The following is a 22,587-nucleotide window of genomic DNA, read 5'->3' on the forward strand; positions in this document are numbered from 1 at the left end:
AACAGCGGGCCTGAAATCACCTCAAAGCCCATATCGGCAAAGGCGCTGGCGATCACATTCGCGCCGCGATCGTGCCCGTCTTGCCCCATCTTGGCCACCATAACGCGAGGCTTGCGGCCCAGCCGCCGCTCGACGGCTTCGACGCCCTCGATGACCTGTTGGTAACGCGAATCCTCGGCATAAGCTTGCGAATACACCCCGCGCACCGGGCGCGGCATGGTGTCGTAACGCCCGAAGGCTTCTTCCATCGCGGCGGAGATCTCGCCCAGCGTCGCATCGTGACGCGCCGCCTCGACCGCGCGGGCGAGCAGGTTGATGTCGCCCTTGGCAAGCCGGGCCTCGATCACTGAAGGAGGCAGTGGAACTCCGCGCTCGTCGCGGTCCTCGTCAACGTCGGGCGGCGTCGGTTGCGTAGCGGCCGCTTCGGCCAGCGCCCTGAGCGCTGCCTGACAGGCTTCCTCATCGCGTTCGGAGCGCACACGCTGGAGCCGCGCGATCTGCCCCTGGCGCACAGCGTGGTTGTCCACCTCCAGCGTGTCGAGATGCTCTTCCTGAGCGAGCCGGTATTTGTTGACGCCGACGATAACCGTCTCGCCCTTGTCGACGCTCGCCTGCTTGGCGGCAGCGGCCTGTTCGATCGCGGCCTTGGCCGCGCCGGTATCGACATAGGCGGTCATCCCGCCAGCTTCGTCCACTTCGGCAATCAGCTTTTCAGCCTCTTCGACCAGAGTGGAAGTCAGCGCTTCGATGTAATAGCTGCCGCCAAGCGGGTCGACGACATTGCAGATGCCGCTTTCTTCCTGCAGCACCAGCTGCGTATTGCGCGCGATACGGGCGGAGAAGTCGGTCGGCAGCGCTATGGCCTCGTCAAGTGCGTTTGTGTGCAGGCTCTGTGTCCCGCCCAAAGTCGCGGCCATCGCCTCCACCGTGGTGCGGATGACGTTGTTGTAAGGGTCCTGTTCTTGCAGCGAGACGCCGCTCGTCTGGCAGTGGGTGCGAAGCATCTTGGAGCGTTCGCTCTTGGCGCCCAGCCCGTCCATCACGCGGTACCACAGCGTACGCGCGGCGCGCAGCTTCGCCACCTCCATGAAGAAATTCATGCCGATTCCGAAGAAGAAAGAGAGCCGCCCGGCGAAGGCATCTATATCGAGTCCTGCAGCGCAGGCGCGTTCGACATATTCCTTGCCGTCGGCGATGGTGAAGGCGAGCTCCTGCACAGCCGTCGCCCCGGCCTCGTGCATGTGATAGCCGGAGATCGAAATAGAGTTGAATTTCGGCATGTTGGCCGAAGTATATGCGATGATGTCCGAAACGATCCGCATCGATGGCTCGGGCGGATAGATATAGGTGTTGCGGACCATGAACTCTTTCAGGATGTCGTTCTGGATGGTCCCCGAAAGCTTGTCCTGCGACACGCCCTGCCGCTCGGCTGCGACGATGTAGAATGCGAGCACCGGAATGACGGCGCCGTTCATCGTCATCGACACACTCATTGTGTCGAGCGGGATCTGGTCGAACAGGATCTCCATGTCGCGCACGGTGTCGATCGCGACACCTGCCTTGCCGACATCGCCCACCACGCGAGGGTGGTCAGAATCGTAACCGCGATGGGTCGCAAGGTCGAAAGCAACTGAAAGGCCCTTCTGACCGGCGGCGAGATTGCGGCGATAGAAGGCGTTGGATTCCTCGGCGGTCGAGAAGCCGGCATACTGCCGGATCGTCCAGGGGCGGCCCGCATACATGCTGGCCTTCACTCCGCGCGTGAACGGCGCGAAGCCGGGAAGGCCGGGATCGCTCGTGTCCTCGCCCGTGTAGAGCGGCTTGATGTCGAAGCCCTCAGGCGTGTGCCAGGTCAGATCTCGCCCTTTGACTTCCTTGTCAGCCAGCGCCTTCCAGTCTTCGATGTCGGCCATCTTACTCGCCCTTGAACTCCGGTTTGCGCTTCTGGAGGAAGGACGCGATGCCTTCACGCGCATCCATGCTGCCTCCCGCACGCCATTGCCCCACGGCTTCCTGGTGGAGGCCCGAAGCGTAGTCGCTCTGCAGCGCGCGGATCAGGTTCTCCCGCATTTGGCCCAGCGCCACCGTAGGCCCATTGGCAAGCCGTGCGGCGAGCGCACCGGCCTCATCTGCCAGCGCTTCGTCCTCGACCGCCTTGTAGATCAGGCCCCAGCTCTCGGCCTTTTCGGCCGGGATCTTCTCACCCAGCATCATCATCTCGGTTGCTCGCGCCTTGCCGATCAGCCGCGGCAGCATCCAGCTCGCCCCACCGTCGGGCACCAGACCGATATTCACGAAAGCCTGGAGAAAATAGGCGCTGTTGGCGGCGATCACGAAATCTGCACCCAGAGCGATCGAACATCCGATACCGGCAGCGGGGCCGTTGACCGCAGCGACGATAGGTGCGCGGCATCGCGTCATTTCCATGATCAGCGGATTATAGCTCTTCGACAGGGCATCGTAGGAACCGCGCCCGCCCGCTACGGCGCGGTCGCCCGTACTGGCAAGGTCTGCTCCAGAACAGAAGGCGCGCCCCGCCCCGGTGATGAGGAAACAGCGCGCATCGCCGGTTGCGCCGAGCGCATCGCGGATTTCCTCCGCCATCTCGGGCGGGCACGCGTTCAGCCGGTCGGGCCGGTTGAGCGTGATGGTCGTTACCGGTCCGTCACTGGTGACGAGGATGTGTTCGTAGCTCATCAATGCCCCTCCCTGGGCGTTTCCATGATTTCAGTCAGCATGCCCATCATATCCTTGGGATGGACGAAGAAGATCGGCGTCCCGTGCGCGCCGATGCGCGTGGGGCCGAGAATGCGCTTGCCGATTCCTTCGAAATAGGCACGCGCTTCATCGATATCGGGCACTTCGAAACAGACGTGATGCTGCCCGCCGAGCGGGTTCTTGGCGAGAAAACCGGTGACTGGGCTTTCTTCGCTGAGCGGGCTGAGCAATTCGACCTGTGTGCCTTCCGTTCCGTCCGATCCCTCGCCATGGCTAGGTGTATGGACGAAGCAGACGCGCACGCCCTGCTCGGGCATGTCGAAGGGCTCTGTGATCAGTGTCGCACCCATCACGTCGCGATAATGCGCAATCGCCGTGTCGATATCGGGCACGGCATAGCCCAGATGGTTCATGCGTCCGAGTTTCATCAAAAATACCTCAACCAAAAATAGAGGGTCGCCCCCACGATGGTGCCGGCCGCGAACAATAGCGCTCGCTTGTCAGAGGGGGATATTGTCATGCTTCTTCCAGGGATTTTCGAGTTGCTTGCCACGCAGCTTCCTGAGCCCCAGCGCAATGCGCCGCCGCGTCGAATGCGGGTGGATCACTTCGTCGATATAGCCCCGGCTCGCCGCCACAAAGGGATTGGCGAAGCGGTCTTCATACTCCTTGGTCTGGGCCGCGATCTTGTCTGCATCGCCCAGATCGGCGCGGTGGATGATCTCGGTCGCGCCCTTCGCACCCATCACGGCAATCTCTGCCGTCGGCCAGGCATAATTGAAATCGCCGCGCAAATGCTTCGAGGCCATCACGTCATAGGCCCCGCCATAGGCCTTGCGGGTGATGACGGTGATCTTGGGCACAGTCGCTTCGGCATAGGCGAACAGCAGCTTCGCACCATGTTTGATGATGCCATTGTGCTCCTGCGCGGTGCCGGGAAGGAAGCCGGGCACATCGACGAAGGTCAGGATCGGGATTTCGAAGGCATCGCAGAAGCGCACGAAACGCGCGGCCTTTTTCGAGGAATTGATGTCGAGCACGCCCGCCAGCACCATCGGCTGGTTCGCCACGACGCCCACCGTGCGTCCCTCCACCCGGCCAAATCCGCAGATGATGTTCCCTGCGTGGGCGGGCTGAACCTCGAAGAAGTCGCCCTCGTCGAGCACCTTCCGGATCACCTCATGCATGTCATAGGGCTGGTTGGCGTTATCCGGGATCAGCGTGTCGAGCGATATCTCCTCGCGGTCCCACGGATCGGAAGTCGGGCGTTCCGGCACCGGCTCGCGGTTCGACAACGGCAGGAAGTCGACGAAACTGCGCGTCGCAATCAGCGCTTCGATATCGTTCTCGAACGCGACGTCCGCCACCGAAGTCTTGGTCGTATGCGTTACGGCGCCGCCCAGTTCCTCCTGCGTCACGACTTCATTGGTGACGGTCTTCACCACGTCTGGCCCCGTCACGAACATGTAGGAGCTGTCCTTCACCATGAAGATGAAATCGGTCATGGCCGGCGAATAGACTGCCCCGCCCGCGCATGGCCCCATGATAAGGCTGATCTGCGGCACCACGCCCGATGCCAGCACGTTGCGCTGGAATACCTCGGCATAGCCACCCAGCGAGGCCACGCCCTCCTGGATGCGCGCGCCGCCGCTGTCATTGAGGCCGATCACCGGCGCGCCGACTTTCATCGCCGTGTCCATCACCTTGCAGATTTTCTCGGCATGGCGCTTCGACAGCGAACCGCCGAACACAGTGAAATCCTGGCTGAAGACATAGACCAGACGGCCGTTGATCGTTCCCGATCCGGTGACGACGCCATCGCCAGGCACACGCTGGGTCTCCATGCCGAAATCGATGCAGTCATGTTCGACATAGGTGTCGAGTTCTTCGAATGAACCTTCGTCGAGCAGAATCTCGAGCCGTTCGCGCGCGGTCAGCTTGCCCTTGGCATGCTGCGCATCGATGCGTTTCTGCCCTCCGCCCAGATGTGCGGCATTCCGGCGTCGTTCCATTTCAGCGATGTTTGCGGACATGCGTTCCCCGAAAGCAATTGCTTGGAACCTTCCTGTTGGCGGGGGTCAATGCGCAAGTCCAATGCAAAGTTGTAAAGTTGCAAAGTCCCACTTTGCAAACTATGCCGGAGACATGTCCACTCGCAGACGCCTTTTTGCCGGGGCCCGCCTGCGCAAGCTGCGCGATACGCATGCTATGCGGCAGGCCGAACTGGCCGAGAAGATGGGCGTTAGCGCCTCTTACCTCTCGCAGCTTGAAAACGACCAGCGCCCGCTCACCAATGCACTGATCGAACGGCTGGCCGATCTGTTCCCGATCGATTGGCAAGACCTCGATACCGATGGCACAGAACAATTGATCGTCGCGCTACGCGAAGCCTCTGCCGATCCGATCTTTGCCGAACCAATCGAACCTGACCAGCTTGCACGAATGGTTGAGCAGCAACCCGTTCTGGCCGAACGGTTCGTCTCATTGCACGAAGCCTATCGCCGCGCGGGTCAGCGGCTGGAAATGGTCGACGAGGCGCTATCGGTCGACAGCGCGGATGGTGCGCGCCTGCCTTGGGAGGAGGTGCGAGACTGGTTCCACTTCTCGAACAACTATGTCGATAGGCTCGATCGGGCGGCCGAAGCGCTGGCGGGGCAATTGCGCGGCAGCTCCCCCTCCCCCAGCGTGGAAGCGATCGAGAACCATTTGCGGCAGGCGCTGTCGATCTCGCTGATCTATTCGGGCCAGGCAGGCATCCGCAGCTTCGATGCGGAGATGAGCCATCTGGTGATCGATCCCGGCCAGCCTGCCGAAAGCCGCCGCTTTCAGCTCGCGCATCAGCTCGTTTCGCTGGCGCTGCGTGACGAAATCCTCGGCGTCGTCGAAGGCGCAAGATTGAAGAACGCCGCGACACGGCAGCTACTGTTCGTGGGGCTGAGCAACTACGCGGCGGGCGCGCTGCTGATGCCCTATGAGGATTTCCGCCGTACCGCGCGCAGCCTGCGCCACGATATCGACCGGCTGGCGCAAGTCTTCGGCACGAGCTTCGAACAGACCTGCCACCGGCTATCGACCTTGCAACGCGAGGGCGCGCGCGGAGTGCCCTTCTTCTTCTGCCGGGTCGACATGGCAGGCAATATCACCAAGCGGCATAGCGCCACGCGCCTGCAATTCGCGCGGTTCGGCGGCGCGTGCCCGCTGTGGATCGTGCATGAAGCCGTCGCCGTGCCCGACCGTATCCTGGTGCAGCTGGCGGAAACGCCCGACGGGCTACGGTATGTCTCGATGGCCAAGGGGCTGGTGAAACCCTCCGGCACATTCGAACGCCCGCCGCGCCGCTACGCCGTGGCATTGGGCTGCGAAGTGCAACATGCTGGCGAGTTCATCTATGCCGATGGGCTGGACATTGCATCGGGACGATCTGTCACCCCTATCGGGATTTCATGCCGTATCTGTCCGCGCGCAGATTGCGACCAGCGTGCCTTCCCGCCCAGCGACCGCGCAATCGAAGTCGATCCCGACAATCGCGGCGTGGTGCCTTACCGGATCGGCTAGGTTCAGACCTTCACGATACCGAGTTGGACCAGGCTGCGCGCCGTATCTTCAAGTGTCTGTTCGGCAGGGATGAAAGTGAAACCCAACACTTCCTCACTATGCCTGCCCGAAACGTCGCGCACATTGCCGAGTTCGGGTTTGATCTGCTTCATTTCGGGCATGAAGACCGACAGCACATGCACCAGCCAATCGGGCATTCGGCGCGTGGGAACCTTGCCCGCGATCTCCGGCGCACGCTGGCGCAGCACATCCGCCATTTCCGCGATCCAGAGGAATTTGGTCGAAGTCGGGAACCGCTCGCCGCGCACCTTCTCTGCAGGTGCTTCTATGGCCGCGACATGCGCCTTTGCCACGTCGCGCACGTCGGTGACGCATATGCCCATGTTGGGGATCAGCGGGATCGATCCATCGATGATGCGTTTGACCATCTCGATACTGGTCGAGAGGTCGTCATTATAAACCGGTCCGAACACCGCAACCGGATTGACCGAGCAGAACACCATGTCGGGAGCATTGGCGGCGACCCAGTCGCGCGCGCTGCGCTCCGCAACCGTCTTGGACTCGATATAAGGCGGCACACCTGCGGTCAGATTGGTCCAGTCTGTGTAGTCGAAATGATCCTTCTCGGGCTGACCATAGGCGATGGCTGCGGCAGAGCTTGTTTGCACGAAGCGTCTGATCCCGGCAGCGTTGGCGAAACGCAGAGCTCGCAACGTGCCCTCTGTCGCGGGGACGACGAGTTCGTCCTTGTCCTTGGGAATGCCGAGTGGGAACGGCGAAGCGACATGCGCCACGGCGTCGCAGCCCGCATTGGCATCGGCCCAGCCGTCATCGCTCATCAAATCCGCCTGGAAGATCTTCAGCCGCTCGCCCGCTTCGGGCCAGCGGGCGCGCAAGCGCGGCTCGCTCTTGGCCGAGTTCCGGACAGTGGTGTGGACGGTGTAGCCGCGCCCGAGCAACTGGTCGATGACCTCGCCGCCGATATATCCCGTCCCGCCCGTTACCAGTACAGTGCCTGCCATTCCCAATCTCCCTTGAACGCGAGATTAGGACATTAAGTTGCATATTGCAACTAACTACTTGAGGAGCACGAGTTCCTCGGCCATCGACGGGTGCAGCGCCACGGTATCGTCGAAAGCCTGCTTCGTCAGCCCGGCTTTCAATGCGACTGCTGCAACTTGCAAAATCTCGGGAGATTCAGGCCCAATCATGTGAATGCCGAGGATCTTCTCCGAAGTTTCATCGACGATCATCTTGTAAAGGCCGCGCTCGGGATGGGGCGAAAAGATGTTCTTCATCGGCCGGAAGTCAGAGGAATAGACCTTCACATCGCCATAATTGCGCCGTGCCTCTGCCTCCGTCATGCCGACACCTGCGAGCGGCGGCTGGCTGAACACTGCGCTGGGAATGGCGGAATAGTCGATGGTTCGCGGATTGCCGCCAAACACCGTGTCGGCAAAGGCATGGCCTTCGCGGATCGCGACCGGAGTTAACTGCACACGGTCGGTCACATCGCCCACGGCATAGATACTCTCGCAACTTGTGCGGTTGTATTCATCGACCGGAATTGCCCCGCCCTTGCCCAGTTCGATACCTGCATTTTCCAGCCCTAGCCCAGTCGTCTTGGGCGTACGACCGGTCGCAATCAGTACCTGATCGACCTTGACCGGGTTGGTTTCCCCCAGATCGACCAGCAGGCAGCCGTCATCCGATTTGTCGACCCGCTGAATCTGGCTGTGCATACGGAAATCGATGCCCCGCCCCATGGCGATATGCAGCATCCGCTCGACGATCTGTTCGTCATAGCTCCGCAGGATCCGATCGGTCCGGTTGACCACCGTAACTTCGCTGCCGAGCGCATTGAAGACCCCGGCGAACTCCATCGCGATATACCCGCCACCGACGACCATCAGGCAATGCGGCTGTTCTTCGAGATGGAACACTTCGTTGGAGCTGATGCAATGTTCGACACCTGGAAAATCAGGCATGGCAGGCCATGATCCGGTGGCAACGAGGATGTATTTCGCGGTGACTTCACGCCCGCTGTCGAGACGCACGCTATGCGGACCCGTGATAGTGGCCCGTTCGGCAAAGAGCTCCACCTCATGGCTTGCCAGCGTCTGGCCATAGAGACCTTCCAGCCGGTCCACATCGCCGTTCACGAAATCGCGCAGGGCCGCCCAGTCGAAACGCTTTCCTTCAATGGTCCAGCCGAGATTTTCCGCATGGCCCAACTCCTCAGCGAACATCGAACCATAGACGAGCATCTTCTTGGGTACGCAACCGCGTATCACACAGGTTCCGCCGACCCTGTGTTCTTCCGCGACCGCCACTTTCGCTCCGTACGAGGCCGCTACACGGCTTGCCCGCACACCGCCTGAACCAGCGCCTATCGTGAAGAGATCGTAGTCGTATTCAGCCATTGAGGGCAGCTCCTTTTGCCGGTTCGATATGGCGAGCCAAGTCGGGATTGCCAAGCTCCGCGCACGGCAGCCACGGGTTTGATGGCTATTCGGCGAGTGCGCGGCGCAGGTTACCGCAAGCCGCATTGGCGCTCGTCCAAGCGGATCGGCCGCTCGTCGGCTGCAGCTTGCCGCTGTGGCGGCTTGGACTAGCTTCAAGAGGTCAATGGAGGGATGGGATGATTTCTGCGAAACTTGCGAGTGGAGCCTTTGCGGCCCTCGCTCTCACAATAGCCGGCCCACTGTCAGCCGAGGAAGAAACGTCAGCCAGGCAGGAAGCCGAGACGCTAGGTCTCAATCACATCGGGTTTGCGGTGAGCGACCTGGAAGCCAGCGCGGATTTCTTCACCGAAACGCTGGGCTGGCAACGCGCGGGCGGTGACCCCGACTATCCTGCTATCTTCGTCACCAATGGCGAGATGTTTGTCACACTGTGGCGCGTGACAGATCCCGCCACGGCCACGCCATTCGATCGCAAGAGCAACGTCGGCCTGCACCACATGGCGATTACTGTGCGCGACCTGACCACGCTGCACGAATTGCATCATCGCTTTGAACAACACCCGCGCGTCACGATCGAGTTCGCACCCGAGTTTCTGGGCGATGGCCCAACGACGCACATGATGATCCGTGAGCCGTCCGGCCTGCGGCTCGAGTTCATCGTACCGCGCGGCAGGATGAGCGAAGATGAACGCGCCCTGCCCAACCCGCGCAGCCGCGATTAAGCGCGCAACTATACGAAGGCAGCTCGCGCGCGCCCATCATGGGCGCGCAACAGGTTACGACTGGGCGGAGCGCCTTTGCCCGCCCCTGCCCCGGCGGCGATTGGCATTGCGGCTGCCCCGATTCTCTCCGCTACGCTGACCGCCAGGCTGACCGCCCTCACGATGAGGCTTGCCTGCGCGTGACGGATGCTTGCGCTTGGGCTTGCGCTGCTGTCCGTCTGAAACGGCGCCGCCGCGCGGCTTCGCGCTTACTCGCTGGCGCTGTTGCTTGGGAGCAGGCTTGGTCGGGCCGACACCTTCCACCACTGCGCGGAAGTTGTCCGGCAATGCCAGACGCTCGAACTCGGCATCGGTCGTCTTGCGGATGTCCTTGAGGTAAGCGCGTTCGTCCTCAGCGCAGAAGGCAATCGCAATGCCGTCCTTGCCCGCACGCGCGGTACGGCCGATCCGGTGGACATATTGTTCCGGCACATTGGGCAGTTCGTAATTGATCACGTGGCTGACGCCCGGAATGTCAATCCCGCGCGCGGCAACATCGGTCGCCACCAGGATCGGCGTCTTGGCCCGCTTGAACTCATCGAGCGCGCGCTGGCGCTGCGGCTGGCTTTTGTTGCCGTGGATCGCGTTGGCGGGAATGCCGCGCTGGCCCAGTTTCTTCACCACACGGTCAGCGCCATGCTTGGTCCGGGTGAAAATCAGGACGCGCTCGAACTTGCCCGGCACCTGATGGCGTTCGGACAGGATCAGTTCGAGCAGTGATTGCTTCTCGTCCGCCTGCACCATGAAGAGATACTGGTCGATACGTTCCGCAGTCGTGCTTTCGGGCGTCACAGATACCTGGACCGGATCGTTGCAATAGGCGCCAACCAGTTCCCTGATCGCCTTCGGCATGGTGGCGCTGAAGAACAGCGTCTGCCGTTCTGCCGGCGCCAATTGGTGAATACGGCGCAGCGCATGGATGAAGCCAAGATCGAGCATCTGATCAGCCTCGTCGAGCACAAGGATTTCGATGCCCGAAAGATTGAACGCCTTCTGGTCGATCAGGTCGAGCAGCCGCCCCGGCGTCGCGACGAGAATATCGGTGCCGCGGTGCAGCTTGTTGCGATCCTTGCTGACCGAAGTGCCGCCAACGATGCTGTGCACCTTGAGGCCTGCCAGCGCTCCATAATCCTTGGCCGCCTGGGCGATCTGCCCCGCCAGTTCGCGCGTCGGCGCGAGCACCAGCATACGGCAGCTCTTGAACGGGATGCGGTTGTCGCTTTCGCGCAACCGATCGATGCCGGGCAGCATGAAAGCCGCGGTCTTGCCGGTGCCGGTCTGGGCGATACCCAGCAGGTCACGCCCCTCCAGCACGGCGGGGATCGCCTGTTCCTGGATCGGGGTCGGCGTGTTGTAGCCCTTCATGTCGAGGGCCTGTAATACGGGCTGTGACAGCCCAAGGTCGGAAAACTGTGTCATGTAAACTCGCAATATATGCGGCGCGCAGATGGAATCCGGGCGGATTCATCGCGCGGCGCGGGTGTCTCAAACGACCCGCGTGAATTGGGAAGTCCTTGGAAAATCAACCGAAACGCGGCCGGGGCGGTGTTTTCTTTATCCGCCGGTTCACGCTGCCTTGCGTCTCGATGGCGCGCATGTGGATGCTGCAGTGCAAAATGTCAAAGGAAATCGCCGTCTTGCCGTGCCGTAAGCCTTACCGAGAAGCTTGATGATGCGAAGGCTTTGTAGCACCATCCCCTCTCGGGAGCCCGGCAAGGGAGAGGAAGCATGGTAACGGCAGGACAGGCCCAGGTCGCATCTGTCACGGTCTCGACAAATCTCGCAATGGTGGATCTGTGGAAAGCAATCGTGGCGGGCGGGCGAGACTTTCGCAAACAACCCGTGTTCGGACTGTTCTTTTCAGGCTTCTTCATTGCTGCAGGGATTTATCTCTATTTCGCGCTGACGGAGCGCGGTGAGATGGCGTGGCTGATACCGGCTGCAGCGGGGTTTCCCCTACTCGCACCTTTTGCTGCGGCGGGACTGTATGAAGTGAGCCGCCGTATCGAGGATGGGCTACCCATGCATTGGCCCTCGATCCTGCTCGCGGTTCGCGGGCGAGGCGACGACCAATTGCCCTTCATCGGGGTGATTGCCTTCGTCATCTTCTCGTTTTGGATCATCCTTGCCCACGGGATTTTCGGAATCTTTCTCGGACAGGCAGGTCTAGGCTCCGATCCACTGGCGACCCTGATGTCGCAGGACGGATTATTGATGCTGCTGGTAGGCAGTACCGTCGGCGGCCTGGTTGCCCTGGCCTTCTTTTCGCTCACCGTCGTCAGCATGCCGATGCTGATAGACCGGGACGTCGATTTCGTTACCGCAATGATAGTCAGCGTGCGGGTCGTTCAACTGAACAAGCCGGTGATGCTTGCCTGGGCGGCATTGGTCGCACTTTGCCTGTTCCTGGCGATGCTACCGCTGTTTCTCGGCCTGTTTCTGGTGTTGCCGGTTCTGGGCCATGCGACCTGGCATCTTTACCGCCGCGCGGTTCACTGAGGCTTAGCCCAACCCCGCCTTCGCCAGCAGAGCCGTCGTGCTGGCATCGAACTCTGCGCCGCCAGCTTCGATGTCCTTGGCCATTTTCTTGCCCAGCTCGACACCGAACTGATCGAAGGGGTTAATCCCCATCAGCACGGCATTGGCGAACACACGGTGTTCGTGGAAGGCGATCAGCGCGCCAAGCGTCGTCGCATCGAGATCGTCGCACAGCATGGTTGCACTGGGCCGGTCGCCCGGGAATGCGCGCGCGGGATCTTTCCCATCCCCTGCCATATTTCCGCCCGCCATCAGCGCCGCCCCTTGCGCAAAACAATTGGTGAGAAGGATGGCGTGATGCGCCGGATCGAGCGCATCTCCCGGCGCGATGCTGGCAATGAAATCGACCGGAATCAGATGCGTGCCCTGATGCAATAGCTGGAACACGGCGTGTTGCGCATCGGTCCCCACCCCTCCCCAGGTGATCGGCGCGGTCGGTCCAGTTACAGGAGAGCCATCAGTCAGCACGCGCTTGCCATTGCTCTCCATCTCGAGCTGCTGGAGATAGTCGGGAAACAGGCCAAGCCGCTCATCATAGGCGAAGACTGCGCGCGTCTGGCAGCCACGCAAGCGCGTGTAATATTGGTCAGCGAAGGCCGCGCGCAGGCACAGATTGTCGCGCCCGTCATTGTCGCGGAAATGCTCGTCCACCGCGCGCGCGCCAGCCAGCATAGCCTCGAACTCGTCCCACCCTACGGCCAGCGCGACCGGGAATCCGATCGATGACCAGATCGAATAGCGCCCACCCACGCTTTCCGCGAAGGGCAGGATGCGCGTCTCGTCGACACCCCATTCGACCGCCTTCTCGGGGCTGGCGGTGAGCGCCACCACGCGGCCCGATGGATCGGAAACGCCATTGTCCGCCAGCCATTTGAGCGCGCTTTGCGCATTGGTCATGGTTTCGATCGTGGTGAAAGTCTTGCTGGCAACCGCGACCATGGTGGTCGCCGGATCGCACGCATCAAAGGCCTGCTCCAGCGCGACACCGTCAATATTCGAGACGACATGGACATCGACCAGTTTGAGGTCGCGGGTGAGTGCATCCACAGCCAGCGCGGGGCCCAGCGCGCTCCCGCCAATACCGATATGGATCAGATGGTTGACTTCACCCAGAGCGCCCTGGTGGATCGCCTCGACCAGCAGCCGCATCCGGGCATGGAGCGCCACAGCTTCTTCCACTGCCGGCTCCGCGCCCACGCCGCGCTCGGCCGTGTGGGTTGCGGCGCGGTCCTCGGTCACATTGATATGTTCGCCCGCCAGCAGCGCCGCTCGCTTACTTGTAAAATCGCAAGCCCCGGCCAGCGTCTCGAATCCGTCGAGCAAATCATCCGAGAGATGCGTTTTCGACCAGTCGAACAGGATGCCGGAGCTTCCCTCTTCCGAACTCCATTCGATCCGTCCACTAAGCGCTTCGACGCGCCCGTCTTGCTCGAACAGCTGCTGCAGCGTCTTCTGCGGCAGCGAGCCGAGCGTGTTCCAGGCGGTGTCGATCCGGTCCGTCATTGCAAAAACCCTTCCTTGGCGGTCAAGTCGCGACTAGGGACGTCAGCGATGGATGGAAAGACCCAAGATACGAATGCACAAGCCGAAAAGACCGACGAGAAATCGGAATCTCTTGGCAGCTTTGCATTCTTCGTTCTGAAACTTGCGGCGGTAGTATTGATCTTCCGCAGTTTCGTTTTCGCGCCATTTTCAATTCCCAGCGAGAGCATGTTGCCGCGCCTATGGGATGGGGACTACCTGCTGGCCGCCAAATGGCCCTATGGTTACACGCGCAATTCGCTGCCGTTTGACTTGCCCCTGATCCCGGGCCGTGTGCTCGCCGGTCAGCCAGCTCGCGGCGACGTTGTGATCTTCGAGCACCCGGTCGACGGGACGGAATATATCAAGCGGGTGATCGGCCTGCCCGGTGATACCGTGGAAATGCGCGACGGCCAGATCGTGCTCAATGGCCAGCCCGTGCCGAAGGAGCGGATCGAGGATTTCACGATTCCCGTTTCGCCCAACACCAGCTGTGCAAGCGGCGCGGTGCCGGACACGAACGAAGATGGCGAGCCGGAATGTCGCTACGCCCAATTCCGCGAAACCCTGCCATCCGGCAAGACCTACAATGTGCTCGATTTCGGCGCTGAGTATGCGGACGACTATGGCCCCGTCATAGTGCCCGATGGGCGCATGTTCGTGATGGGCGATAATCGCGACAATTCGCAGGACAGCCGCTATCCCGCCGTCCCTGGAGGCGGTGTGGGTCTGGTTCCGCAAGACAATCTGGTCGGCCGCGCAACGATAATGATGTGGTCGACCGATGGCAGCGCGAGCTACATCCGGCCCTGGACCTGGTTCACCGCGGCGCGCTGGAACCGAATGCTCGAGGGAATATGAGCACGCTCTCGCAAGATACGCTGGACTGGTTTGCCGGCATCGGGATTGAGCCTCGCGAAGAGCCGCTGTGGGTTGAGGCCCTTACCCACGGCAGCCACGATTCCACCGTCGACTATGAACGTCTCGAATTTCTTGGCGACCGGGTCCTGGGCCTCTGCGTAGCGGAATGGCTTTATGAGAAGGTCGATGCGCCGGAGGGTAAGCTCTCACAAAGGCTCAACGCCCTCGTCAGCCGCGCGACTTGCGCCCGCATTGCCCGGCGGATTGGCGTGGCCGACCACATGATCCTGGGCAAGCAAGCGCGCGAGGATGGTGGCAGGGAAAGCACAAACATCCTGGGCGACGTGATGGAAGCCCTGCTTGGCGCGAGTTTTCTCGAGCGCGGATTTTCCGAATCGCGCGATCTTGTTCGCTCGCTGTGGGCCGAAGAGTTTGCGGGCGATGCCGGTCACGCAAAGCATCCCAAGAGCGCTCTGCAGGAATGGGCGGCGGGCAATGGCCGCAAACAGCCGGAATATGTCTTGGTCAACCGCGAAGGGCCGGATCACGCCGCGCGTTTCACTGTCCGTGTAAGCGTGAAGAATGTCGGCGAGGCGGACGGCACGGCGACCAACAAACAGGAAGCTGAAAAGCGCGCCGCCAAAGCCTTCATGGAGAAATACGCATGAACGAGCCTGCCCCCACCCAATGCGGTGTCGTGGCCGTGATCGGAGCGCCCAATGCGGGCAAGTCCACACTGGTAAACCAGCTGGTCGGTCAGAAAGTCGCGATCACTTCCGCCAAGGCGCAGACCACACGCGCGCGCATGCTGGGAATAGCCCTCTTTGGGCCGGTACAGATGATCCTGGTCGATACGCCCGGTATTTTCGCTCCCAGGCGGAGGCTCGACCGGGCAATGGTAAGCGCCGCCTGGGAAGGCGCCGAGAGCGCAGATGCCCTGCTGCTGATCGTCGACCCCATCAAGCAAAGACGGCACGAGCTTGAACCACTGATCGAAGCGCTCGCCAAGCGACCTGAGCGCAAGATCCTGGTGCTCAACAAGGTCGATCGTGCGAAGAAGGAACCGCTTCTGGCACTTGCGCAAGAACTCTCCGGGAAGGTCGATTTCGTCGAAATCTACTTCATCTCTGCATTGACTGGTGATGGCGTCCCTGAATTGAAGGAAGCGCTCGCCAAGATGATGCCGGACGGCGTGTGGATGTATCCCGAAGACCAGGTTTCTGACGCCAGCGAGCGCTTGCTGGCGACCGAAATCACGCGCGAGCAGCTCTACCAGCAGCTCCACGAAGAGCTGCCCTATGACAGCGCCGTGCGCCCGGAAAGCTATACGCAGCGCAAGGACGGCAGCGTCGAAATCCACCAGCAGATCGTGGTCGGGCGCGAAAGCCAGCGACCGATCGTGCTTGGCAAAGGAGGCAGCCGGATCAAGGCAATCGGCGAAGCGGCACGCAAGGAATTGTCAGAGATACTCGGCCAGAAGGTTCACCTCTTCCTGCACGTGAAAGTTGACGAGAACTGGGCCGAAAGCCGCGAGGTCTTCGAGGAAATCGGGCTCGACTGGGTCCGTTGAACCGCGCAGGTGTGAGATAGATCAGCCATGCTACCGGCAGATCAGATACTCGACCTGGGATCCGGCCTCGCGACCGGACTGCTGGTCGGGATCGAGCGCGGCTGGACATTGCGCGGCGAGGTCGAGGGATCGCGCGTAGCGGGCATCCGCACTTTCACCCTGATTGGCCTTGCAGGTGCCCTTGGCGGCGTAGTCAACGGACTGGGCTTTGGCTTCATCGCCGGCGCGATCGTCGCAGGCATGGTTGCGATCATCGCCATCGGTTATTCGCGGTCGGTACTGCGCGACGGGCGCCCTGATGCGACATCCGCGGTCGCGGCTCTGTTGACGGTGGCGCTGGGCTTCCTGGGCGGATCGGGCGAGCCGACTCTGGCCGTCGCCGGGGCTGCTGTCGTGACGCTGATCCTGGCCTTGCGCAGCGAAATGCACCGCATTGTCGGACTGCTCGATGAGGACGATGTGAAGGCGCTCGCGCGCTACGCCGTGATCGCGCTAGCCGTCTATCCCTTCCTGCCTGAAGGCCGCTACGGCCCTTATGAGGCATGGGACCTGCAATTGCTCTGGCTCGTCGTGGTCGCCGTAACGGGCTTTTCCTTCATAGGCTATGCCGCGAACCGGATTTTCGGCGCGCGCCGCGGCACGATCGCAACGGCCATAATCGGCGGCGCCTATAGCTCGACTGCGGTCACCCAATCGCTTTCACAAAAGCTTGGCGCGGGTTCCGGCGGCGGGGCCGAAAATGCCGGGATCGCGCTGGCGACAGCGGTGATGTATCTACGCGTGATCGTGCTTGTGTCGGTGCTTGCAGCGCCCTTGCTACGACCATTCGCGGTGGTCGTGTCGCCCGCGCTGATCGTCGGCGCTCTGGTTGCCTACGTGCTCTATCGGCGCGCTCCGCACAGCGAAGGCCCTGCCCCGCCCGGCAACCCAATCGCGCTGCTGCCGGCACTCGGCTTCGTTGCCTTTGTTGCATTGGCCGCCATCGCAGCGCGCTGGGCTGAAGGCCGCTTCGGACAGGAAGGCATTGCGGTCCTGCTGTTGCTGATGGGTACGATGGATGTCGATGCCGCGATCGTGACAGCAGGCGGCCTGGAACCGGGCACAATCACAAGTGAACTGGCTGCATTGGCGATTGCAGGCACAATCCTCGCCAATATGACGGTCAAGCTGGGCGTGACGATCGTCTATGGGCGTTCTGCAGCAAGGCCCGCAGCCTGGGCGCTGGCGGCAAGCATGGCCGCCCTCGCCGCGAGCCTGGTCGTGGGATATTTGAGGTTATGAGACCGGACCGGCAGGATCCTTGCGCGGTCCGCGACTTCGATCAGTGGAGGCCCAGTTTCTCGAGCTTGGCTTTCAGTGCAGCTTCGTCGAACGGTTTGACGATATAATCGTCGGCGCCAGCCTTGATACCGTCATGAACATCCCTTGCGCTGCCCTTGGAAGTGCAGAACATGACCTTGGGCGCAATCGGCGTCGGGATCGCGCGTAGCTGGGTCACGAACTCGATACCGCTCATGACCGGCATCTGCCAATCGGTGAGGATCAGTTCGGGCATGCCGAGTTTGCAGCGCGCCAGCGCTTCTTCGCCATTTTCGGCTTCGATCACCTTGTAGCCGAGCGCGGCAGCGATCTTGCTGCCAATCTTGCGGATCACGCGACTATCGTCGACGATCAGGCACGTGCCCCTCACCTGCTGTCCCGCACCAACGCTATCGCGCATCGCCTTGGCAGCGCGAACGATCTCGTCAGTGTCGCTTGGATCGGATTGCGGAGGTGCCGATTCAGCTACTTCCTCGACTTCCTCAAAATCTTCGACTTCGTCGGGTTCAAACTGAGTAGCCGCCAGCTTCTCGGCCAGCGTCTTGCCTTCGAGCTTCGATTCACCCTGCGCCGCATTCGGCCCGGTCGTGCGTTTGATCAGATTGTGAATGGTACGGCCTCCGACTGAACGGCAAAGCCATTGGCGGATTCGCCTGCTGCGGCTTCACCCGCTGTCATCCGGACGTGCAGGTAGGGAACCCAGATATCGCCATATTCGGCTTTCTGGTACCACACGTCGAGCACGTCATAGCTTGCCCACATGCCATCCGGTTCACGCAGGCGAAGCCCCTCACCTATGCGCGGCACGGCGGCAAAACGCCGGCGCTCTTGCGTCTGGTGGGTCTCATTCTGGACTTCGATCTCGATCACTTGCGACTATCCTTTGACTTAAGGATCATCACTAACGGCCAAAGTTTGACGAATTGCCAACGCCGGATGGTGAACAGAAAACGAGCGGAAAATGGTTATCGTGAGGTTTCCAGTGTGGTACTCAAATCGTGCAGCCGACTGCCAATACCAGCTTGACTAGATTGCAAAAGTGCAATCATCATGTGATGTTAGCCAGGCCATGCCCCTCTCTTCAAAAGGATTTCTGTCATGCGAAGTCTTCCCGTCTTGGCTGCACTCGTTCCATTGGCCGCATGTGCGCCGATGGAAACGCCCCCTGATACTCCGGCGGTGAAGGGATGCCCGGTTCTGGAGAGCCGCAACTGGCACGCTTGGATCGACCGGATGCCTGGCCCGGGCAGCAAACCGACGTTGAACATCACTGGCGAGGTCGATCTGCCAACGCCCGGATACAGCGTTTCGCTGACTGCAGGTCCGGCGGATCGAGCCATGCCCCCCGGCCTTCGCTTCCGCCTGGAAGCAAAGTCCCCTGATGGAATGGTGCCCCAAGTCGTAACGCCGACCGAGGTGCGTTATCGCGAGGTCACCCCCTACCCACGCATTCGCGAGATCATCATCGGATGTGGCGACACTGTCCTCGCCACCATTCCCGACGTGACGATCACTGAATAAAGGATAGCGCCCGGCAGCTGTTGTTGGGCTGCCGCCCGTCGAAGCGGTTTGCGATCCACGCCAGCGCGGAGCCTGTGCTGTTGCGTCCGCTGTTGGCGTGATCGCTGCCCGGCAAGGATTCATATTGCACTGCCCGGCCCTTCCGACAAAGCTTGCGCGCAAAATTCGCGGTGATCGATGAGGCAACGATGGGGTCATCGATTGCCTGCGCGATATAGATTGGACCTGGAACCTTGCGCGCACTTACACTGTTCCGCCGGGCGAGGCGCGACCAAACGGGCAGCGAGCCGATATCCTTGTCCTTGATTGCATTGCGGATCGCGAGAATGCCAAGGATTGTCCCAATCCGCGGGCTCGCTTCCAGCCTGACGCAATTGTTCCTTGCTAGCCGCGTTGCGACACCCCGATCGATACGGTTGAATACGCTGTCCATCGGCGCCCCATACCGTTCAGACCAGCTATAGGTGAGGAAAGCTGCCAGCAAGGCGCGGGCATTCTGATCGCTTGCCTGTCGCAGGTTTTCGCGCAGGTCGGTCGGCGGTGCGACAGCCAGTGTGCCCAACAGGTTCAGTTCCCTGGCATAATGGCGGGATTCGATCGCGGTCCAAAGCGCCGCGTGGCCGCCCTGCGATTCGCCCCAAACGACAAAATCATTGCCTGCCGCCGCACCGGAAATCTGGCGTGCGGCTCTAATCGCATCCAGGACGGAGCGCCCGGTTTCACGACCCGCAAGATAGCCGTGCGGCATGGAACTGCCCAAGCCAGGATAGTCGGGCGCTACCACGACATAGCCTGCACGGATCATGTCGCCCAGCGCAGGAACGGAAGCGAAGAACTCGGAACTGGAGGACGGCGCGCAGCGCTCCACCACGCCTGCCGTCCCATGTGTCCAGGCGACGACTTTTCGCGGAGCGCGAGGCATCGCCTCCCGCGGCGCGATCACAACGCCTGTGACACGGAGTGGCTCGTCGCTCTCGCTACGCGTCCAATAGGTAACGCGCCAGGCCTGCGAACCAGGGGGCGTATCGACGACCGGCTCGGCCGAAATGAGCGTGCCGGCATCCTCTGCCTTCACGCCCTGACTCAGGGCCAATCCACACAGCGCAAGGCAAAGAGTCAGAAAGCGCAAGATCATCGAAACATCTCCAGCCAAACCATCTATCGGCTGGAGATTACAGGAAAACTACTTGTTTGCAGCCGCTTTCTTTTTGGCCGGGCTCTTGCGTCGCTTCTTCTTGGCGGGACCTTTCGCCGCGCGCGCATCGATCAGTTCGATAGCCTTGGCCGCCTCGATATCCTCGGGCTTGATATCCTTGGGGATCGTCGCGTTGACATTGCCATCGGTCACATAGGGACCATAGCGCCCCGGCATGACCTTGATCTCTCCGCCGCTGGTCGGATGGGCGCCAAGCGTCTTGATCGGCTCGGCCTTGGTGCGCCCGCCGCCCTTGCGGTTGGCCGCTTCAGCCAGCAGCGCGACCGCCGCATTCATGCCGGTATCGAACACATCGCGGGTAGAGGAGAGCTTGGCGTATTTCCCGTCATGCCGGAGATACGGCCCGTAGCGCCCGATATTGGCCTCGATCTCGTTGCCGGTTTCGGGGTGCTCACCCACGATGCGGGGCAGACCGAGCAGCTTGACGGCCCATTCGAGATCGAAATCGTCGAGGTCCTTGGGGATCGAAGCGCGTTTCGCCTCCTTGCCCTCGCCCATCTGGATGTAAGGCCCGAAACGGCCGGTCTTGCGGTGGATCTCTTCACCCGTTTCGGGGTGTGTGCCCATCACGCCATCATCGTCACCATTGCCGCCATCGGCGCCCGGTTGCGCGAAGCGGCGGGTATATTTGCATTCCGGGTAATTGGCACAAGCGACAAAGGCTCCGTAGCGTCCGCCACGCAGCGCTAGACGGCCACCTTCGCGGCCTTCATCGCGGCACAGTGGGCAAGCGCGCGGATCGCCACCGCCTTCAACCGGAGGAAACAGAAAGTCGGAGAGATATTCGTCCAGCACCTCTGTCACTTCCGAGGGCATCTTCTCCATCACCTCATCGGCCTTGGGCTTGAAGTCGCGCCAGAACTTGGAGAGCAAGTCCTTATAGGCTTCGCGTCCATCCGAAACCGTATCGAGTTCGTCCTCCATCCCCGCGGTGAAGTCATAGGCGACATAAGTGGGGAAGAACCGTTCGAGGAACGCCGTCAGCAATCGACCCGATTCCTCTGCATGGAAGCGATTCTTTTCCATCCGCACATAATCGCGGTCGCGCAGGGTCTGGATGGTAGAGGCATAGGTTGACGGACGCCCGATTCCCAGCTCCTCCAGCCGCTTGACCAGACTGGCTTCGGAGTAACGCGGCGGCGGCTGGGTGAAGTGCTGATTGGCATCCACCGCCTTCTTGAGCGGGCAATCACCCTTGTGCATCACCGGCAGCAGACCTTCCTCGTCTTCATCGGACTTGCTGTCGCGCCCCTCTTCGTAAACCGCGAGGAAGCCGGGGAACTTGACCACCTGACCGGTCGCACGCAACTCGTGCTGTCCGGTCGGATCGCGCAAAGTCACGGTTGTGCGCTCAAGCTGCGCAGCGGACATCTGGCTCGCCATCGCGCGCTTGAAGATCAGCGTATAGAGCTTGGCTTCGTCACCCGAACCGGCATGATCTCGGCTGAAATTGGTCGGCCTGATCGCTTCGTGGGCCTCTTGCGCGTTCTTGGCTTTGGTCGAATAGAAGCGCGGTTTTTCCGGCAGGAATGCATTGTCATAGCGCTCGGCGATGGCATCGCGCAGCGAATGGATCGCGCCCGGATCCATCTGCACGCCATCGGTACGCATGTATGTGATCGCACCCGCTTCGTAGAGCGACTGCGCCAACCGCATGGTGTGGCTGGCGGAAAAACCCAGCTTGCGCGCGGCCTCCTGCTGCAAGGTCGAAGTAGTGAACGGCGGCGCGGGATTGCGCTTGAGCGGCTTGGTTTCGATATCCTCGATCGTGAAGCGCGCGCCTTCGACAGCGGCCTTGGCGGCCAGGGCGCTGCCCTCGTTGCCAAGCGACATCTTGTCCAGCTTCTCGCCATTGAAGCGCACCAACCGCGCTTCGAACTCGGTGCCATCCTGCTCCAGCCGGGCGATGACAGACCAGTATTCTTCCGGCTTGAATATCTCGATCTCGTGCTCGCGCTCGCAGATCAGCCGCAGTGCGACGGACTGCACGCGACCCGCCGATTTTGCGCCGGGCAGCTTGCGCCACAACACCGGCGAAAGCGTGAACCCGAACAGGTAATCGAGCGCACGGCGGGCGAGATAGGCGTCGATCAGATCGGTATCCAGATCGCGCGGGCTCTTCATCGCTTCCGTCACCGCATTCTTGGTGATTGCGTTGAAAGTGACCCGATCGACCTTGGTCGGCAGTGCCTTGCGCTTCTTGAGCAGTTCCTGGACATGCCAGCTGATCGCTTCACCCTCGCGGTCAGGGTCGGTCGCGAGCACGAGCCGGTCGGCATTCTTGGCCGCATCGGCGATTTCCTTGAAGCGGCTCTGCTTGTCGCGATAGAGTTCCCAATCCATCGCGAAGTCCTCGTCAGGCCGGACGCTGCCATCCTTCGGCGGCAGGTCGCGGACATGGCCGTAGGATGCGAGGACCTTGAAGTCCTTGCCGAGATATTTCTCGATGGTCTTTGCCTTGGCCGGCGATTCAACAATGACGAGTTGCATGGAAGTCTGAGAGGCCCCTTACGCGTATACGTGTACGTACGCGCGAAGGTG

The 22,587-nt window shown here is 61.4% G+C and carries 20 protein-coding genes; 8 read left to right on the plus strand and 12 right to left on the minus strand.

Features of this window, described 5'->3' with window-relative positions:
* From scpA to ACQY6C_RS08965, 4 genes are all read right to left on the minus strand, one after another.
* The coding region (gene scpA, locus ACQY6C_RS08950) for a methylmalonyl-CoA mutase (protein ID WP_427967781.1) at positions 1-1,913 on the minus strand (1,913 nt) is incomplete at its 3' end.
* 1 nt (position 1,914) lies between these two features.
* Positions 1,915-2,697: an enoyl-CoA hydratase-related protein gene (locus tag ACQY6C_RS08955; RefSeq protein ID WP_427967784.1), complete on the minus strand. Its 783-nt coding sequence runs from the start codon at positions 2,695-2,697 to the stop codon at positions 1,915-1,917.
* Positions 2,697-3,146 carry a methylmalonyl-CoA epimerase gene (gene mce / locus ACQY6C_RS08960; RefSeq protein ID WP_427967786.1) on the minus strand — a complete coding sequence of 150 codons (450 nt, stop codon included), beginning with the start codon at positions 3,144-3,146 and terminating at the stop codon, positions 2,697-2,699. The genes ACQY6C_RS08955 and mce overlap by 1 nt, the downstream gene beginning before the upstream one ends.
* Before the next feature lie 72 nt (positions 3,147-3,218).
* Positions 3,219-4,751 carry an acyl-CoA carboxylase subunit beta gene (locus ACQY6C_RS08965; protein WP_427967789.1) on the minus strand — a complete coding sequence of 511 codons (1,533 nt, stop codon included), beginning with the start codon at positions 4,749-4,751 and terminating at the stop codon, positions 3,219-3,221.
* A 112-nt stretch (positions 4,752-4,863) separates the two neighbouring features.
* Between ACQY6C_RS08965 and ACQY6C_RS08970 the strand changes: the two genes are divergently transcribed.
* Positions 4,864-6,273, plus strand: coding sequence for a helix-turn-helix domain-containing protein (locus ACQY6C_RS08970; RefSeq protein ID WP_427967792.1), 1,410 nt, complete (start codon positions 4,864-4,866; stop codon positions 6,271-6,273).
* Positions 6,274-6,275: 2 nt separating this feature from the next.
* Here ACQY6C_RS08970 and ACQY6C_RS08975 read toward each other — a convergent pair whose 3' ends face one another.
* Both ACQY6C_RS08975 and gorA read right to left on the minus strand, forming a co-directional pair.
* A complete protein-coding gene (locus ACQY6C_RS08975) occupies positions 6,276-7,295 on the minus strand; it encodes an NAD-dependent epimerase/dehydratase family protein (RefSeq protein ID WP_427967794.1) in 1,020 nt (339 codons plus the stop codon).
* A 54-nt stretch (positions 7,296-7,349) separates the two neighbouring features.
* Entirely contained in the window at positions 7,350-8,696 is a 1,347-nt protein-coding gene (gene gorA / locus ACQY6C_RS08980; RefSeq protein WP_427967796.1) for a glutathione-disulfide reductase, read from the minus strand.
* Between the two features lie 218 nt (positions 8,697-8,914).
* Here gorA and ACQY6C_RS08985 point away from each other — a divergent pair, with 218 nt between their 5' ends.
* Positions 8,915-9,460, plus strand: coding sequence for a VOC family protein (locus tag ACQY6C_RS08985; protein ID WP_427967799.1), 546 nt, complete (start codon positions 8,915-8,917; stop codon positions 9,458-9,460).
* Between the two features lie 54 nt (positions 9,461-9,514).
* Here ACQY6C_RS08985 and ACQY6C_RS08990 read toward each other — a convergent pair whose 3' ends face one another.
* A complete protein-coding gene (locus tag ACQY6C_RS08990) occupies positions 9,515-10,918 on the minus strand; it encodes a DEAD/DEAH box helicase (RefSeq protein WP_427967802.1) in 1,404 nt (467 codons plus the stop codon).
* Between the two features lie 309 nt (positions 10,919-11,227).
* Between ACQY6C_RS08990 and ACQY6C_RS08995 the strand changes: the two genes are divergently transcribed.
* A complete protein-coding gene (locus ACQY6C_RS08995; RefSeq protein WP_427967805.1) occupies positions 11,228-11,998 on the plus strand; it encodes a DUF2189 domain-containing protein in 771 nt (256 codons plus the stop codon).
* A gap of 3 nt (positions 11,999-12,001) precedes the next feature.
* On the opposite strand, the gene pgi is transcribed toward ACQY6C_RS08995, so the two are convergent.
* A complete protein-coding gene (pgi, locus tag ACQY6C_RS09000) occupies positions 12,002-13,540 on the minus strand; it encodes a glucose-6-phosphate isomerase (protein WP_427967808.1) in 1,539 nt (512 codons plus the stop codon).
* 48 nt (positions 13,541-13,588) lie between these two features.
* On the opposite strand from pgi, the gene lepB reads away from it, so the two are divergent.
* From lepB to ACQY6C_RS09020, 4 genes are read left to right on the plus strand one after another with little or no spacing between them, the layout of a single operon-like run.
* Complete coding sequence (gene lepB / locus ACQY6C_RS09005) at positions 13,589-14,419, plus strand: signal peptidase I (RefSeq protein ID WP_427967810.1); 831 nt, start codon at positions 13,589-13,591, stop codon at positions 14,417-14,419.
* A complete protein-coding gene (gene rnc / locus ACQY6C_RS09010; RefSeq protein ID WP_427967813.1) occupies positions 14,416-15,087 on the plus strand; it encodes a ribonuclease III in 672 nt (223 codons plus the stop codon). The genes lepB and rnc overlap by 4 nt, the downstream gene beginning before the upstream one ends.
* Complete coding sequence (era, locus tag ACQY6C_RS09015) at positions 15,084-15,989, plus strand: GTPase Era (protein ID WP_427967815.1); 906 nt, start codon at positions 15,084-15,086, stop codon at positions 15,987-15,989. The genes rnc and era overlap by 4 nt, the downstream gene beginning before the upstream one ends.
* A gap of 27 nt (positions 15,990-16,016) precedes the next feature.
* The gene (locus tag ACQY6C_RS09020; RefSeq protein ID WP_427967818.1) at positions 16,017-17,270 is read left to right on the plus strand and encodes an MgtC/SapB family protein; all 1,254 of its coding nucleotides are present in this window, start codon (positions 16,017-16,019) and stop codon (positions 17,268-17,270) included.
* Between the two features lie 40 nt (positions 17,271-17,310).
* Here the strand turns inward: ACQY6C_RS09020 and ACQY6C_RS09025 are convergent, their stop codons facing one another.
* Together ACQY6C_RS09025 and ACQY6C_RS09030 are read right to left on the minus strand one after the other, a co-directional pair.
* Positions 17,311-17,709, minus strand: coding sequence for a response regulator (locus tag ACQY6C_RS09025; RefSeq protein ID WP_427967821.1), 399 nt, complete (start codon positions 17,707-17,709; stop codon positions 17,311-17,313).
* Between the two features lie 197 nt (positions 17,710-17,906).
* Positions 17,907-18,179 (minus strand): hypothetical protein, encoded by a 273-nt coding sequence (locus ACQY6C_RS09030; RefSeq protein ID WP_427967824.1) that lies wholly within the window; start codon positions 18,177-18,179, stop codon positions 17,907-17,909.
* 228 nt (positions 18,180-18,407) lie between these two features.
* On the opposite strand from ACQY6C_RS09030, the gene ACQY6C_RS09035 reads away from it, so the two are divergent.
* Complete coding sequence (locus ACQY6C_RS09035; protein WP_427967827.1) at positions 18,408-18,830, plus strand: hypothetical protein; 423 nt, start codon at positions 18,408-18,410, stop codon at positions 18,828-18,830.
* On the opposite strand, the gene ACQY6C_RS09040 is transcribed toward ACQY6C_RS09035, so the two are convergent.
* A complete protein-coding gene (locus ACQY6C_RS09040; RefSeq protein WP_427967830.1) occupies positions 18,820-19,923 on the minus strand; it encodes an alpha/beta fold hydrolase in 1,104 nt (367 codons plus the stop codon). The genes ACQY6C_RS09035 and ACQY6C_RS09040 overlap by 11 nt on opposite strands.
* Before the next feature lie 90 nt (positions 19,924-20,013).
* On the minus strand, positions 20,014-22,536 hold the full coding sequence (gene topA / locus ACQY6C_RS09045; RefSeq protein ID WP_427967833.1) for a type I DNA topoisomerase: 2,523 nt from the start codon (positions 22,534-22,536) through the stop codon (positions 20,014-20,016).
* Between the last annotated feature and the right edge of the window lie 51 nt (positions 22,537-22,587).

Source organism: Altererythrobacter sp., assembly GCF_050299635.1.
Lineage (GTDB): Bacteria > Pseudomonadota > Alphaproteobacteria > Sphingomonadales > Sphingomonadaceae > Erythrobacter.

What these genes read in the sequence shown, in the direction of transcription:
- era (WP_427967815.1), top strand. Translation starts at nt 15,084, where the DNA reads ATGAACGAGCCTGCCCCCACCCAATGCGGTGTCGTGGCCGTGATCGGA.
- ACQY6C_RS09020 (WP_427967818.1), top strand. Translation starts at nt 16,017, where the DNA reads ATGCTACCGGCAGATCAGATACTCGACCTGGGATCCGGCCTCGCGACC.
- pgi (WP_427967808.1), bottom strand. Translation starts at nt 13,540, where the DNA reads ATGACGGACCGGATCGACACCGCCTGGAACACGCTCGGCTCGCTGCCG.
- ACQY6C_RS09035 (WP_427967827.1), top strand. Translation starts at nt 18,408, where the DNA reads ATGCGAAGTCTTCCCGTCTTGGCTGCACTCGTTCCATTGGCCGCATGT.
- ACQY6C_RS08985 (WP_427967799.1), top strand. Translation starts at nt 8,915, where the DNA reads ATGATTTCTGCGAAACTTGCGAGTGGAGCCTTTGCGGCCCTCGCTCTC.
- ACQY6C_RS08995 (WP_427967805.1), top strand. Translation starts at nt 11,228, where the DNA reads ATGGTAACGGCAGGACAGGCCCAGGTCGCATCTGTCACGGTCTCGACA.
- ACQY6C_RS08975 (WP_427967794.1), bottom strand. Translation starts at nt 7,295, where the DNA reads ATGGCAGGCACTGTACTGGTAACGGGCGGGACGGGATATATCGGCGGC.
- ACQY6C_RS08955 (WP_427967784.1), bottom strand. Translation starts at nt 2,697, where the DNA reads ATGAGCTACGAACACATCCTCGTCACCAGTGACGGACCGGTAACGACC.
- rnc (WP_427967813.1), top strand. Translation starts at nt 14,416, where the DNA reads ATGAGCACGCTCTCGCAAGATACGCTGGACTGGTTTGCCGGCATCGGG.
- mce (WP_427967786.1), bottom strand. Translation starts at nt 3,146, where the DNA reads ATGAAACTCGGACGCATGAACCATCTGGGCTATGCCGTGCCCGATATC.
- ACQY6C_RS08990 (WP_427967802.1), bottom strand. Translation starts at nt 10,918, where the DNA reads ATGACACAGTTTTCCGACCTTGGGCTGTCACAGCCCGTATTACAGGCC.
- topA (WP_427967833.1), bottom strand. Translation starts at nt 22,536, where the DNA reads ATGCAACTCGTCATTGTTGAATCGCCGGCCAAGGCAAAGACCATCGAG.
- ACQY6C_RS09025 (WP_427967821.1), bottom strand. Translation starts at nt 17,709, where the DNA reads ATGCGCGATAGCGTTGGTGCGGGACAGCAGGTGAGGGGCACGTGCCTG.
- ACQY6C_RS08970 (WP_427967792.1), top strand. Translation starts at nt 4,864, where the DNA reads ATGTCCACTCGCAGACGCCTTTTTGCCGGGGCCCGCCTGCGCAAGCTG.
- ACQY6C_RS08965 (WP_427967789.1), bottom strand. Translation starts at nt 4,751, where the DNA reads ATGTCCGCAAACATCGCTGAAATGGAACGACGCCGGAATGCCGCACAT.
- lepB (WP_427967810.1), top strand. Translation starts at nt 13,589, where the DNA reads ATGGATGGAAAGACCCAAGATACGAATGCACAAGCCGAAAAGACCGAC.
- gorA (WP_427967796.1), bottom strand. Translation starts at nt 8,696, where the DNA reads ATGGCTGAATACGACTACGATCTCTTCACGATAGGCGCTGGTTCAGGC.